Origin of the sequence: Malonomonas rubra (assembly GCF_003247215.1) — a bacterium.
GTDB lineage: Bacteria > Desulfobacterota > Desulfuromonadia > Desulfuromonadales > Geopsychrobacteraceae > Malonomonas > Malonomonas rubra_A.
Genome location: NZ_QKAP01000141.1, coordinates 1 through 14,054 on the forward strand (window position 1 = coordinate 1; position 14,054 = coordinate 14,054).

Sequence of the window (14,054 nt, forward strand, 5' to 3'; positions counted from 1 at the left end):
CAGGTTGAGCTGTTGCTCACGGAGACGAATGATGGTCGAGCGGGTCACCCCCTCGAGTAGACCGGTCGAAGCATCCGGGGTACAGACCCACTTGTCTTTGGTCCAGAAGATGTTCGAAGAGGCCCCCTCGCAGATCTGGTCCTTGTTGTTGAGCATGATCACCTCGAATGCTCCGGCCGCCTTTGCTTCCAGTTTGCCGAGCAGGCTGTTGAGGTTGCTGATCGATTTGATTTTCGGGTTGATCGCTTCGGGAGCGTTGCGTCGGGTCTGAGCGACCCGCAGTTCGATGCCCTGCTGATAATGCTTTGGCGCAAAGCCCTGAAATTCGCGTCCGACGACCAGACAGGTCAGATCGTTGTTCATATCCCGCTGAAAGCCGATCTCCCCCCGGCCACGGGTTATAGTGATCCTGAAGTAGGCATCATTCAGCCGGTTCCGTTTGCGCAGTTCCAGCAAGATTTTTTCCAGCTCCTGCTGACTGTAAAGAACGGGGTAATTGAGCGCCTGTGCCGATTGCAGCAGGCGGGCGTAGTGCTGATCAAACTGGTAGAGCCGTCCACCGACCGAACGAAAACTCTCGAAAATGCCGTCACCGTACAAAAAACCCTGATCAAAAACGGAGATCATCGCCCGATCGCCGTCGACAATCTCCCCGTTAAGATAAACGTAACTCATACCATGCCCTCAATCGCCAAATGTTACGAAAAGCTAAACATAGCCTAATAACCTGGCAGACGAAAGTCAGATCTGTTCAGAAATGCAAACTCTGGCGATTAAATTGCTGATATATTTATAAACATTTAAACGGAAAAACAGTAGGCTGGCAACAAGATCACCAGTTACGAAACGAGGCAGGCAATTACGTCTGGGGCAGAGGCTGCGGCAAAGCCGTAAAAAGGACTGAGAACGGCTCTTCCCTCCACATGGTCGGCATCATGACCGACATCAGCGAACCGCTGCTGGCCAAAAGAGAACGGGATCCCGGTTCAACTATTCCCTCAATATCCTTTGCATTGCCAAGCCTGACGGTATTTCCCACAAATGAACCCAGCCTGTAAGAGCTCGAATATCGGGGAACCTCGTTCCATTCCAGCAGCGCCGCCTTCCAAGCATTCAGTTCCGCACCGGAAACTTTCGATGCCATCCTGACCGACCAGACCATGCCTGAAATCACCGGGCTGAACCTGGCTCAGGAAATGTCTTTGCTACGCTCGGATATCACGATCCTGCTCGGCACCGGTTACCTGGAGGGGGGCAACCAGAAGACCGCCCACCAGCATGGGGTCAGCAATCCGCTGTACAAAGTCCTACGAAATGGAATTTATGACCGCGTCTCTCGCGCAGTTTTTCCCGCCCATTAAAAGCCGCAACCAAAGAACCGCTAGGAGGGGCAGATAACGACAAGGGTGAGATGTTCCCGAATGCAAGGAATAGCCCTATTCAGGCAGCAGAAACATATCCAGCAAAATGTGTGGATCGGGGGAGGTAGTCATCGCCGAGGGTGACCTTGATCATCGCCATTTCGCGCGGTGGGAATTTTTTCGCAACCCTCTTCCTGCCCCGCAGCGAAGATCTTCTCTTTCACCATGCAGGAAATCTGACTCCGGTAGAGCAGCAATTCCTTGATCAGCCCCTGAATGGTGGTGGAAATGCTCGTCTGGACAACCAACAAAGCATGAAAGAGAAAATTCCGGCCTGGTCTCGATCTCTTTAGCAAATCAGCGACCGCTGTTTCGATCTTCTGTCGCGAAGGCATCTCTAGGGCGGACAACTCCAGCGCCCCACGGTTCGTCAGCTTGAAGGAAATCCGCAGCAAATTGGCGTAGAGAGCTTCCATTGAGTCAAAATAATGGTAAGCCAACACGCTAGATCGAGGCATGCTGGGCGATGTCGCTGATCTTGGTTGCCCGGAGCCCTTTGGCAGCAAACACCTGCAAACCACTGGCTAGAATCTGGGCTCTGAGATTATCCAAACCATTCTGATTCTGTTGTGCGGGCCTCGGCATAGCGGCTCCGATAAAATTGAATTATTGTTCAAACTATAAGCTCGCGCGGCGGTGACAAGTTCAGGACACAAAAAAGCCCCACATCCGTAGGATGCGGGGCAGATGAAAACAAGAAGGAACCTGTTCAGATGCGGATATCGATGTAACTACGATCCCTCAGTTCCTGGGCCCATTCCTTAAAACGCTCGTTAGTCTTTTGCTCACGAAGTATTTGCTCGATCTCTCCCTGAACGCGATCGTATAAATTGATATCGCCGGGGTTACGTTCTGTCACCAGGAACAGATGGATCTGACCGTTCATCTGTACCGGCTCACTGACCTGGCCGACGTCAAGCCCAGTCAACGCGTCACGCAGCACTTCGGTCAAATCCGCTTCGACCATCTCCCCCATATCGCCACCAAAAACCCCCTCGCTCTGGCCTTCAAGAACCTTATCAAAATCTTCTCCGCTACCAAGCAGGTCGCGGGTTACTTGAACCCGCTTGCGCAATTCCTGCATCTCTTTGTCACTGATGTTGGCCGGGATCTCAAAGCTGAGACTACTGACCCGCACCTTCGGTTTGGCCCGGTACTCATCGATATGCTCACGGAAGTAGTCGCGCACCTCACCACTAGTCACCTGAACCTTGTAATTCACCTCGCGACCAAGCAACTTGTAACGAAGGATCTCATCTTTGAGCTGTTGACGATAATCTTCAAAACTCATCCCCTGTGCTTCAACCGCTGTTTTGAGCATATCGGCGGTCAGTTTGTTTTTGATCTGGACGTCTTCGATAGCTGCATCCAGTTCCGAATCGGAAACCTCCAGTCCCAACTCCTTGATCCGCTGCTCAACCAGTTTCTCGTTGATCAGGTTCTCTAGGACACTCGCCTTCAACTGATCGAACTGCTCGCTGGTTAGCTGGTTACCCTTGGACTCCTTGTTCAAAGCTTCAAGAACAGCTTTATCAAGCTGGTAGGTGCTGATCATATCGTTGTTGACGACTGCGGCGACTTTGGTCAGGGGCTTTGCCAAAGCCGGTGCCACCATCACCATCACCAGCAGCAGGACGGGCAGAACTCTCTTCATCAGTATTCCTTGTCTTTTTATTCTTGTCGATAACTCGTTTATTGTGTCTTCAACAGATCCCAATCCACCGAAACCTGCGCCTTATTATGCAACCCTTCCAACCATTTTTGAAAGGCATCTTCTTCCCGTTGTTGCGAAAGCTTGGCGACAATCTCGTCCTTTACCACCACATAAGGGCGAATCCCCTCTTTGCGGCGCCTCTCCACCAAAAACAAATGTACCCCGTAAGGGCTCTCAACCGGATCACTGTACTGCCCGGCACCCAAAGTAAAAAGCACTTTATCAAATTCCGGCGGCAACTGCCCTTTGGAAAAGTACCCCAGGTTACCACCGTCTTCGCGATCGGGGGAAAGGGAATGTTCGCGGGCCAAGGTCGCAAAATCACCGCCAGCCTTGAGCAGTTTCAGCACCGCTTCAGCATCTTCTCGGTTGGAAAACAGCATCTGGCGCGCCCTCAATTCGGCCGGCCGCCGAAACTCTTCCTTATGATCTAGATAGTATTTTTCCGCTTCCGTCTCACTGATTTTCGATTCCTCACCGAGAATTGCGGCACTCACCTTTTGCGTAATCAGTCGTTGCTTGAGAATCTGTTTCCAGCTCTGCTCGGTCTGCCCCGCTGCGCGCAGCACCTGTTGGTATTCCTCGGCGGTGTAGTTACCGCGCAACTCGCTCATCGCCGCGTCCAGTTCATCGGGGCTTACCTGCACATCAATCCGCTCGGCTTCTGCGTAGATCAATTCGCGCTCAACCAAGCGGCGCACCAAGTCGGCTTTCAATTGCACCTGCTCCGGGAAAGGCAAGTCAGACAGGTCAGGATAATAAACCCGCAGCTCACGTTCAAACTGCCGCAAAAACAGCTGTCGGTCACCAACTTTTAGAAGCAACGGATTTTTTTCCGGCGGCGACTGCTGACAGGCCAGCAGGGTGCTCAGCAGTAGCACGAAAAACGCCATAAACAGGGAACGGTAAAACACGCAACCACCTATAGTTAAAGCAAAAAACTGGCAAGCAAGCTAGCACAGTCAGAAAAAAAGTTGCAATTCTTTTCTCACCGCCTGCAACAACTCCTGCTCTTTGAGACGTCCCAGCTCGACGCTCAGTTTGAAATCGACGCCAAGACGATAACGTTCCGGCTGCTCGGTCAACAGCCTGCGGATCAGCTCGGGGGAAACCTTGGTACTGGCATGGAAAATCAGGTGCAGCCGACGCCCATCGTATTCGAGCAGCTCGACCCTCAACTGCTTAAGCAGCACCCTCAGGCGCATGGTACCGACCAAGGTTTCACCAGCACTCGGCAATTCGCCGTAGCGATCACGCAGCTCCTCAACCAGTTCGTACAGGTCCTCGTCGCTCTCGGCCGCGGCCATCCGTTGATAGAACTGCAGACGCTGGTTCGGGTCGGGCAGATATTTCTCTGCAAAGAAGGCCGATAGCCCGAGACGGATTTCCGGATCGACCTTTTCTTCGTGCTCCAGACCACGCAGCTTGTTGATCGTCTCTTCGAGCAGATCGGTGTAAAGCTCGAAACCGATAGCGGCGATCGGACCCGACTGCTTGGCGCCGAGTAGGTCGCCGGCACCGCGCAGTTCCAGGTCGTGACTGGCAATGCGAAAGCCTGCGCCCAGCTCGGTCAACTCCTGCAACACCTTAAGCCGTTCCCGGGCATCCTTGGTCAAAGAGGCTTCGCCCGGGATCAGCAAGTAGGCGTAAGCACGCCGGTCAGAGCGCCCGACCCGCCCGCGCAGCTGGTAGAGCTGCGAAAGACCGAAGCAGTCGGCACGGTTGACGATGATGGTGTTGGCGCGCGGAATGTCGAGACCATTCTCGACGATGGTGGTTGCAAGCAGCAGATTCGATTTCCCCTCGATGAAATCGAGCATCACCTGCTCCAGTTCCTTCTCTGCCATCTGACCGTGGCCGACCGCGATGGTCGCCTCGGGAACTAGTTCTTTTAGCTGTTCGGCCATGGCGTCAATAGTCTGCACCCGGTTGTGGATAAAATAAACCTGTCCACCACGACTCAGTTCCCGCAGGATCGCCTGGCGCAACAATTCATCGTCGAAGCGGGTCACGTAGGTGCGGATCGCCAGTCGGTCAATCGGGGCGGTCTCAATTACCGACAAATCGCGCATGCCAGCCATACTCATGTGCAGAGTGCGTGGAATCGGCGTGGCGGTCAGGGTGAGGATATCGACCTCGGCACGAAGCTGTTTCAGCTTCTCCTTGTGACCGACGCCGAAACGCTGCTCTTCGTCGACGATCACCAGCCCTAGGTCTGCAAAGCGCACATCCCGTTGCAGCAGCCGGTGGGTGCCGATCAAGATATCGACCTTGCCGGCAGCCGCCGCCTCCAGGGTTTTCTTGTTCTCTTGCGCGGTACGGAAGCGGGAGACCATCTCGACCCGCACCGGGAAATCGGTCAGCCGCTGCCGAAAGCTTTCCCAGTGCTGCCGAGCAAGCACCGTGGTCGGCACCAGCACCGCCACCTGCTTGCTGTCGAGCACCGCCTTGACCGCCGCCCGTAACGCCACTTCGGTCTTTCCGTAACCGACGTCTCCGCAAACCAGCCGGTCCATCGGCTTGGCCGACTGCATGTCGCTCAGGGTATCCTCGATGGCGGAGAGTTGGTCATCGGTCTCCTCATGCGGGAAGGTCGCCTCGAACTCGCGATAGAGCTGATCTGGCGCAGAAAAAGCAAACCCCTGACGCAACTCGCGTTTGGCGTACAGTTCAAGCAGCTGGCGAGCCAGTTCCTCGACCGCGGCGCGGGCTTTCAGGCGAGCCTTTTCCCAGCCCTGTCCGCCCATCTTGTCGAGTTTCGGTGCCGCCCCTTCGCCACCGACATACTTCTGGACTTTCTCGATTCGATCAATCGGCAGGTAGAGCTTGTCGCCCCCGGCATACAACAGGTGGAGGAAGTCTCCCTCTATGGGGCCCGTCTGCAGGTGGGTCAAACCGAGGTACTGACCGATGCCGTGCTCGGTATGAACGATATAATCATTTTCCCTCAGCTCAGCGAGGCTGCTCATCAACTTGCGGGCTCGCTGCTGGCCACTCTTCTTCTGCCGGTGACTTCGCTTGCCGAAGATCTCCTCTTCGCTGATTAACAGCAGCTTCTCGTCCGGCAGACAGAATCCGCCGGAAAGCTCGCCAACGGTCAGTTGCGGGTAGCCGGGGTGCAGATTATTCATCCGCAAAGAGGGATTGATCGTCAACCTAATGTCGTGGCCGGCCAGCAGATCGCGAAGCCGCTCCGCCTGACTGGTGCGGTGGCAGACCAGCAAAATACGCCAATCGTCCTCTTCGGCCTGCCGCAGTTTCTGTACCAACAACTCCAACCCGTCTTGCCCGTCGCCAGGATGTGCTCGCAGTTCGGCGTTGCCGGAGCAGTTGAAGTGGAAGCGCTCCCGTTCGTCGTCGAGCTGAAAAACCCTTAACTGCGAAATTTCCACCCGCCCAGTACTGGTTAGAAGGGGCTGCAGCTCACTCGGATCGAGGAACAGTTCACGACGGGCGGCATGCGGCAACCCCTGATCAAGCATCCGCGCCTCACCGTCACGCACCTCGCGGTGCATCAGGTCGATCGCCTGTTCGAGCGCCGGTGGGTCGAGCAAGACCCAGCGGGGATTGTCGAGATACGCAAACAGCGGGTCAAGGGCCGGGTAGTTGAAAGGCAACAAGAAATGCCGCCCCGGGGCGAGAATTCCCTCGCGCACCTCTTCCATAATCGCTTCCCGATCGGTGCGCGGCAGCGACAGTTCGTCGCAGCGTTCTTTGAGCTTCTGGCCGAAGGTCTCGAGGAAGGGGCCGTGCAAGATTATTTCTTTCGACGGAATCAGCTTGATCCGCTCAAAAGTCCCTTCGCCGGAACGCTGCGTAGCCGGGTCGAAGGAGCGGATCTTCTCTATCCAGTCGCCGTAAAAATCGAGTCGGTAGGGCTGCGCGGTATCGGGCGGGAACAGGTCGATGATGTCACCACGCACCGCGAAGCTGCCCCGCTCCTCGACCAGCGGTACCGGCTGGTAACCGAGCTGCAGCAAGGTACCGGTCAACTCAGCGTGAGGATATTCCTCCTCGACGATCAGCTCCAAGGCTATATTCGTCAGCACCTGCCGCGGGATCAGCTTCTGCATCAGCGCCCGCACCGGTACCACCAGCGCCTTCAGCTCCCCACGGGTAAGCGCCGCCAGAGTGGTCAGCCGGGTCGCCTCCAACTCCGGGTGGGGCGTGAGCGGATCGTAGGGGGAGAGCTCCCAGTTCGGCAGCAGGCCGATCGCGGCCGGGCTGTGATGAAAGAACTGCAGGTCTGCGGTCAGCTGCCGGGCCTGTTGCAGTTCGGAGCAGAGGACCACCTGTAGTTTTTCCGCCTTGCCTATCAGTTGGTTCAACAGGTAGGCATCGGCCGAGCCGTAGAGGCCGAGCAGTTCACAGGTCTGGTAGCCGGGAGCAGCGGCATCAACAAAACTTTTGACCGTCGCGTGGCGGATATCTTGGTTGTCTAGTTCCATCTTTCCCATATTCGGCAAACAGAAAGGGGCGTGCAACTCGCACGCCCCTGGCATGTTAAATCAATTTGTCACCAAAGCTCAATCCCGTGGTACCGCTAGCATCCGGTCGAGGCTCAACTTGGCCTTCTCGCGGGTCGCTTCATCTACGATGATGCGCGGCTTCATAGTCTGCAGGCACTTGAGGACATCCTCCAGCGTGGTCAGTTTCATATTCGGGCAGATCAGCGCCTTGCTCGGCAGAATGAACTCCTTCTGCGGGTTCTCTTTTTTCAGCCGCCAGAGGATTCCCATCTCGGTACCGATGATGAACTTCTGCGCCGGGTTGGTCCGGCAGTATTCATACATACCGCTGGTTGAGCAGATGTGATCGGCCAGCGCGAGGATCTCCGGGGTGCACTCCGGGTGGGCAACGAAAGGTGCTTCCGGATGCTCCGTCTTGGCCTGCTTAACCTTCTCGACCTCAAGCCGGTCATGGGTCGGGCAGTAGCCGTCCCAGCAGATGCACTCTTTTTCCGGAACATGTTTGGCGATGTAACGCCCCAGATTGCGGTCGGGAACCATCAACAGCTGGTCGGCGTTGAGGGAGCGGGCGACGTTGACCGCGTTGGAGCTGGTGCAGCAGATATCGCTCTCCGCCTTGACCGCTGCAGTCGAGTTGACGTAGGTGACCACGGTGGCGCCTGGATGCTCGGCCTTGAACTGCCGCAGCTGGTCTGCAGTAATCATATCGGCCATCGGGCAACCTGCATCAACGCGCGGCAGCAGTACGGTCTTCTCCGGAGCGAGGATTGCCGCGCTCTCGGCCATGAAATGCACACCACAGAAAACTATCACATCTTTATCGGTTTTCGCCGCTTCCATCGACAGGGCCAGCGAATCACCGGTAATTTCAGCAATTTCCTGCACCTCGTCGCGCTGATAGTTATGTGCCATCAACAGAGCATTGCGCTCAACGGCCAGCTGCTTGATCTGTTGTTTTAATTGTTCCTGATCCATCGAATCGTCTCTCTCCCGTCTATGTATACGAACCGAACCCCGCATACTAGACAAAACCCCCTGTTCTGTCAATCTTTTCACCCCCTGTGAGCGCTTGACAGTGACCGGGGAAGGGGCTATTCTCGCCGGGTCAAATGGCTGCCTTGTGCGGCCTGGAAAAACACCAATTACCGGGGGAGAGGAAACAGATAGATGTTCGGAATCGGAATGACCGAAATGCTGCTGATCGCCGCGCTGGCGTTGATCGTGCTGGGGCCGAAGAAGCTCCCCGACCTGGCCAGATCGCTCGGCAAGGGCTTTGCCGAGTTCAAGCGCGCGACCAACGAGTTTAAAAACACCATCGAGGTGGAGGCCCGCGCAGCTGAGGTTCAGCAGACCCGCGAGAAGCTTGAGAAAGAAGGAAAACTGACGCCACCGGAAGCGCTACCGGTCGAAGAACCAGCAGCCGATATCGCCTCGCAGTTCACTTCGGAAGAGGCGGCAGCAAAGGTACGCGAAGCGAAGCTGGCCCAGACAAAGTACGCTGAAGAGGATGCCGAAATCGAACGTCAGCTGGAAGAGGACGTTATCACCGCTGCAGTCACCAAGCAGGATACCGGGGAGCAGAAACAAGATGTCTGAGAACAACGACGCCATGCCCTTGGGCAACCACCTGGAGGAATTGCGCAAACGGCTAATGATCGCGGCCGGCTCCTGGCTCGTCGCCTTTCTCGGTTGCTACAGCATCGCCGAACGACTGTTCGAGGAAATCTCCAAACCGGTTCGTTCAGCACTGCCAGAGGGCAGTTCGCTGGTTTTCATCAACGCCACCGAACCGTTCTTCACCCTGCTGAAAGTCGCCGCTCTGGCCGGACTGGTCATCGCTTTCCCGATTATTATCTGGCAGGTCTGGGGATTTATCGCCCCTGGCCTTTATGCGCACGAGAAAAAACTTGTGATCCCCTTTGTGCTGTTCAGCAGCGCCTGTTTCGGCTGCGGCACCTACTTCGGTTTCACCCTGGTCTTCCCGATGGTCTTCTCATTCCTGGTGCAGTACGGAACCGGCATCGGTGGCATCAACGCGATGCTCTCGATGGGCGCCTACCTGACCTTGGCCAGCCGCCTGCTGATTGCCTTCGGGCTGGTCTTCGAGCTGCCGATCGTGATCCTGTTCCTAGCCCGCATGGGAATCGTCGACCACAAATGGCTGGCGAAAAATCGCAAATTCGCCCTGCTACTCGCCTTCATCATCGGCGCGGTCCTGACCCCGCCCGACCTGTTCTCGCAGACCTCGATCGCTCTGCCGTTTATCATTCTTTATGAGGTCGGCATCATCATGGCCCGCCTGTTCGGCAAAAAGAAGGTTGTCGATGGGGAGGACAAAGAAGATGATCAGAGCAGCGCCGAAGCAGCCAGTTAACTCAACAAACTGTCAATCTATTTTAGGACGGGACAAACAGACAGCAGAAAAGGCCACTCGATTTCGAGTGGTCTTTTCTGTTGCCACATGGTGAAGCCAACCGGACAGATTGACCAGTTGCGAAACATTTTTCGCCACAACTACAACGGTCAGCCCCAAACCACTCCCCACTCTGAAGTCCGCAATACAAAGAAATCAACATCTTAAAACGTATACGCAACCCACTGACCAAAAGGCACTTTTCTTGCTTCCCTGCAGCGCTCCTAGCCGAATTGGGAGGCATTGTGGAACCGTTCGAAGGTTTACTGCAAATCGAATTCCTACAGGGGGTACCAGCCGAGGAGATCGCCAGGCTGGAGCAGTTTGCCGAAGCGCAAACCTACGCAGATGGGGCGATCATCTCCGCGCAGGGCGGGGAGGCCAGATATCTCTATCTGCTGCTGGAAGGCCAGGTGGAAGTAGTACAGACAGATGAGAGTGGCTTTGAGCACCAGATTTCCAGCCTGCAACAGGGAGAGATTTTCGGTGAACGCGCCTTGCTGATGGAGGAGCGGCGCTCGGCGGATATCATCGCTAACGGCACAGTTCGCATTGCCCGCGTTCCCTGGCCTGAGCTGCGTGAACTGATGCAGGCGTATCCACAGCTGTACGACAACTTGTGCCGGCGACTCGCTCACCAGCTCGGCAACTGGAGCATTCGCCATCAACGGGAGGAGAAAGAAGCCCGCGAGCTTCTGACCAATCTGGTCGGCTGGCAGGTGCTTCCCGAATTCGACAATTTCCCCGGCATCAGCCACTGGGTCAAGCAGCTGAATCAACAGATTGCACAGCTGGCGCTCGCAGAACGGCACGTTTTGGTGCAGGGGGAACGAGGCACGTGGAAAGAGCTAGTCGCCCGGCTGATCCACTATCACTGCAATGACCCTTCGCGACCGATCCTCTACCTCAACTGTGCAGACCCGCCGCCGGTCCTGAAACAATTGGATAACCGGCGCAACCACCGCCGCGATCCGCTGCTGACCGCTCTGGCCCAAGAATCGGCGCTTTTCGGTCACGCCCCCGATACTCTGGTCTATACCGATGGAACGCGACGCGGTTATCTGGAGCTGGGCGCTGGCGGCGAACTGATCCTGGAAAATATCGAGTTCCTCGACCTGCGAGTGCAACAGATGCTGGCCGATTTCCTCTGCAGTGGCGTGTTGTTCCGCCGCGGGGAGGAACAGCCCCGCCATACCGACGTCCGGCTGATCGCTACCAGCGATGAAAACCTTGCCATGTTGGTCGAAAAAGGCCAATTCTACGCTGAGCTTTATGAGCTGCTGAAAGAAAATAATATACAACTGCTGCCGCTGCGGGAGCGAAAGAAAGACATCCCGGTTATTGCCAAACGATTGCTAGTGCAACTCAACCGCAAGCACCACAAGCAGGTTCGCGGCTTAAGTCAGGAGGCGATCAACCGGTTGGTCGATTACCATTGGCCGCTCAACGGCCAGGAGCTGCAACAGGTCATCGACCGGTCCGTGGCGGTCTGCAGCAGCGAGCTGATTCTGCCGGAGCAGATCTTCCTCAATATCAGCGCCGAGAACGACAGTCAGCGCCTCAACCTGCTGCAACTGCCGCTTGTGCGCCGCCTGTTCGATGAAGAGAAATTCCCGCAGCGTCTGCTCTGGTTGACCATTCCGGCCTTTTTTTTAATCATCCTCGGCTGCCTGTTCGGCCCGAAAGAACAGAATCCGGCGAACCTGCTAGTCTGGGGGATCTGGTGGCCATTTCTGCTGCTCTGGGTCTGGATCAGCGGCCGCAGCTGGTGCAGTTTCTGCCCGCTGGAAGGGCTGACACGATGGTGGCCCTGGGAAGGGCGCAGACAGGAACCGAAACTTCTACAGAAATACGGCTCCCTGTTGGCACTTTCCGGCTGTATACTGCTGCTCTGGCTGGAGCAGCAGGGGCAGTTGTTTTTCCGCGCCGCCGGCACCGCTCATCTGTTGCTGGCGCTGCTCGGCATGGCTCTGCTCAGCTACCAGCTGTTCGGCAGCCGGCGCTGGTGTAAATACCTCTGCCCGCTCGGCTGGTTGATCGGCCGGGCCTCCCGTTACGGGATGCTGAAGCTGCGCAGCAATAACAACGTATGCCTCAGCCAGTGTCAGATCGATGACTGTATCCGCGAAAAAGAGTGCCCGATGGGCCTGCACCCGACCGCTGCTGAAAAGAGCGATGACTGCATCCTTTGTGGCTCCTGCATCCGCCACTGCCCGCACGACGCCATCCGGCTCGACTTGCGTTTCCCCTGGCAGGGGGTTCTGGCTGCGCCCTCTGCCTCACTTCTCGATGCGCTGCTGCCGCCGCTGCTGCTGGCAATCGTTCTGGCCGTTCGCGGTGGTGAAAAAATCAGCCCCCAACCGAGCTGGGTCGAAGCGTTCTTTCTGATGACCATTTTAACCTTAGCCGGTTTCGCCCTGGCGACACGACCGCAAGAGAACCAACCATGGCATTCCCGTTTCATCCTGCTCGGTATTGCCAGCCTGCCGCTGTCGCTGTCCGGGCTGTTCGGCCTGTTCTTCCGGGAACTGCTCGTGCAGGGTCCGCTGTTGCCGCAGATGCTTTTTGGCGAAGGCAGCTTGAGCCGACTGCTGCCTGGCGGCCAACTTAACCTCGGCACCCTGCACATTTTGATGCCGGTCCTGCTGCTAATAGGCCTCGGCTTTTCCTGGTTCCTGCTCCAGCATCTACTGGCGCAAAGCGAGGAACCTCCAGCCGACTGGCGCCCAGCCAAAGCTCTGCTACTCTGCCTGGGCGGATTGCTCTTTTGGTTATTGTGACAACGCACTGATTTCATGCTAATCTTGGCGCCATGACTCTAGAAGACTGGGGCTGGAGCCCATTTTTTGCAAAACAGTTTCGCACTTGGCAGTCCCGCGGGCTAATTCCCGCCCGGGTAATCCGCGGCGAAAAAAACTATTTTCGCGTCTGGAGCGAAAACGGCGAGCTAACCGTCCGATTTGCAGGCAAAATCCGTCATCGTGCCGACGGCCGGGCCGATTTGCCGGTGGTCGGCGACTGGGTCGCGATCGAATCGCAACCGGGCCGGCGTGGACTGATTCACGCCCTGCTGGAGCGCAAAAGCTCCTTTGCCCGCAACCTGCCAGGCCGTCGCAAAGGGAAGGGGCGCGAACGGATCGAACAGCAGGTGATCGCCGCCAACGTCGACCTGATCCTGATCGTCTGCGGTCTTGACCGCGATTACAATCTGCGCCGCATCGAGCGGTACCTGACCCTGGTCAGCGGCAGCGGCGCCGAGGCACTGGTGGTGTTGAACAAGGCCGACCTGTGTGCCGACCCGCAGTACTATCAACATGAAGTTGAAGGAATCGCCGGGAAATCAGTGGTGCAGCTCTGCATGGCCAAAGATCCGGAGCAGCTTGACTTTCTGTTCGACTACCTGCAACCGGGCAAGACTCTGGCCCTGCTCGGCTCATCCGGGGTTGGCAAGTCGACCATCCTCAACGGCCTGCTCGGCGAACAGCGGCAGAAAATAGGCGCCGTCAGCGACGCGGTTGGCAAGGGACGCCACACCACCACCCACCGAGAACTGTTTCTGCTGCCGCTGGGCGGCATCCTGATGGACAACCCGGGGATGCGCGAACTGCACCTGTGGGGGGAAGAGGAAGATTTAAGCGAATCATTCACCGATATCGAGGAATTGGCTATCGGTTGTAAATTCAGCGATTGTGCCCACAAAAGTGAGCCGGGCTGTGCCGTCCGAGTTTCGGTGGAAAATGGCAATTTAAGCAGCTCACGCCTGGAGAACTATCACAAACTGAAAGATGAACTGACAAATCTGCATCGGCGGCGTTGATTTCCCCCGCGACTAGCGGCATAAGGCGAAATTGTTTTACATTCTGGTCAACAACCTTTCTTTGATTTGTAATTTGACTGACCATCCTTTGGGGAACCTCTGTTGTATTGGGCAATCTTCTGTATTGTTATTATCATTTTCAGTCTGCTGCTGGGCATTGCTGGAGAGATATCAGGCATCGTGAGACAGATCATGTTAATTTACAGGATCAGACTCAGGA

At 56.3% G+C, this 14,054-nt stretch carries 13 protein-coding genes; 5 read left to right on the top strand and 8 right to left on the bottom strand.

Annotation, left to right across the window (positions count from 1 at the left end):
- A partial coding sequence (locus Q7J88_RS14350; protein WP_303722923.1) for an aminotransferase class IV occupies nt 1-675 on the bottom strand: 675 nt, incomplete at its 3' end.
- Nucleotides 676-859: 184 nt separating this feature from the next.
- On the bottom strand, nt 860-1,144 hold the full coding sequence (locus Q7J88_RS14355) for a hypothetical protein (RefSeq protein WP_303722924.1): 285 nt from the start codon (nt 1,142-1,144) through the stop codon (nt 860-862).
- Between the two features lie 16 nt (nt 1,145-1,160).
- On the opposite strand from Q7J88_RS14355, the gene Q7J88_RS14360 reads away from it, so the two are divergent.
- Entirely contained in the window at nt 1,161-1,361 is a 201-nt protein-coding gene (locus Q7J88_RS14360) for a hypothetical protein (protein ID WP_303722925.1), read from the top strand.
- 128 nt (nt 1,362-1,489) lie between these two features.
- Here the strand turns inward: Q7J88_RS14360 and Q7J88_RS14365 are convergent, their stop codons facing one another.
- From Q7J88_RS14365 to nadA, 6 genes are all read right to left on the bottom strand, one after another.
- Nucleotides 1,490-1,879, bottom strand: coding sequence for a hypothetical protein (locus Q7J88_RS14365; protein WP_303722926.1), 390 nt, complete (start codon nt 1,877-1,879; stop codon nt 1,490-1,492).
- Nucleotides 1,866-2,006: a TetR family transcriptional regulator gene (locus Q7J88_RS14370; RefSeq protein ID WP_303722927.1), complete on the bottom strand. Its 141-nt coding sequence runs from the start codon at nt 2,004-2,006 to the stop codon at nt 1,866-1,868. Before Q7J88_RS14370 ends, Q7J88_RS14365 begins: the two co-directional genes overlap by 14 nt.
- Nucleotides 2,007-2,130: 124 nt before the next feature.
- A complete protein-coding gene (locus Q7J88_RS14375; protein ID WP_303722928.1) occupies nt 2,131-3,138 on the bottom strand; it encodes a SurA N-terminal domain-containing protein in 1,008 nt (335 codons plus the stop codon).
- Nucleotides 3,114-4,049 (bottom strand): peptidyl-prolyl cis-trans isomerase, encoded by a 936-nt coding sequence (locus Q7J88_RS14380; RefSeq protein ID WP_303722929.1) that lies wholly within the window; start codon nt 4,047-4,049, stop codon nt 3,114-3,116. Before Q7J88_RS14380 ends, Q7J88_RS14375 begins: the two co-directional genes overlap by 25 nt.
- A gap of 48 nt (nt 4,050-4,097) precedes the next feature.
- Nucleotides 4,098-7,583: a transcription-repair coupling factor gene (gene mfd, locus Q7J88_RS14385; RefSeq protein WP_303722930.1), complete on the bottom strand. Its 3,486-nt coding sequence runs from the start codon at nt 7,581-7,583 to the stop codon at nt 4,098-4,100.
- Nucleotides 7,584-7,661: 78 nt separating this feature from the next.
- The gene (gene nadA, locus Q7J88_RS14390; RefSeq protein WP_303722931.1) at nt 7,662-8,624 is read right to left on the bottom strand and encodes a quinolinate synthase NadA; all 963 of its coding nucleotides are present in this window, start codon (nt 8,622-8,624) and stop codon (nt 7,662-7,664) included.
- A 147-nt stretch (nt 8,625-8,771) separates the two neighbouring features.
- Between nadA and tatB the strand changes: the two genes are divergently transcribed.
- From tatB to rsgA, 4 genes are all read left to right on the top strand, one after another.
- On the top strand, nt 8,772-9,200 hold the full coding sequence (tatB, locus tag Q7J88_RS14395) for a Sec-independent protein translocase protein TatB (RefSeq protein WP_303722932.1): 429 nt from the start codon (nt 8,772-8,774) through the stop codon (nt 9,198-9,200).
- A complete protein-coding gene (gene tatC / locus Q7J88_RS14400) occupies nt 9,193-9,978 on the top strand; it encodes a twin-arginine translocase subunit TatC (protein ID WP_303722933.1) in 786 nt (261 codons plus the stop codon). The genes tatB and tatC overlap by 8 nt, the downstream gene beginning before the upstream one ends.
- Before the next feature lie 284 nt (nt 9,979-10,262).
- Nucleotides 10,263-12,797, top strand: a complete 2,535-nt coding sequence (locus tag Q7J88_RS14405) for a sigma 54-interacting transcriptional regulator (RefSeq protein WP_303722934.1) — start codon at nt 10,263-10,265, stop codon at nt 12,795-12,797.
- Nucleotides 12,798-12,829: 32 nt separating this feature from the next.
- Nucleotides 12,830-13,834, top strand: a complete 1,005-nt coding sequence (rsgA, locus tag Q7J88_RS14410; protein WP_303722935.1) for a ribosome small subunit-dependent GTPase A — start codon at nt 12,830-12,832, stop codon at nt 13,832-13,834.
- The last annotated feature ends 220 nt before the right edge of the window (nt 13,835-14,054 follow it).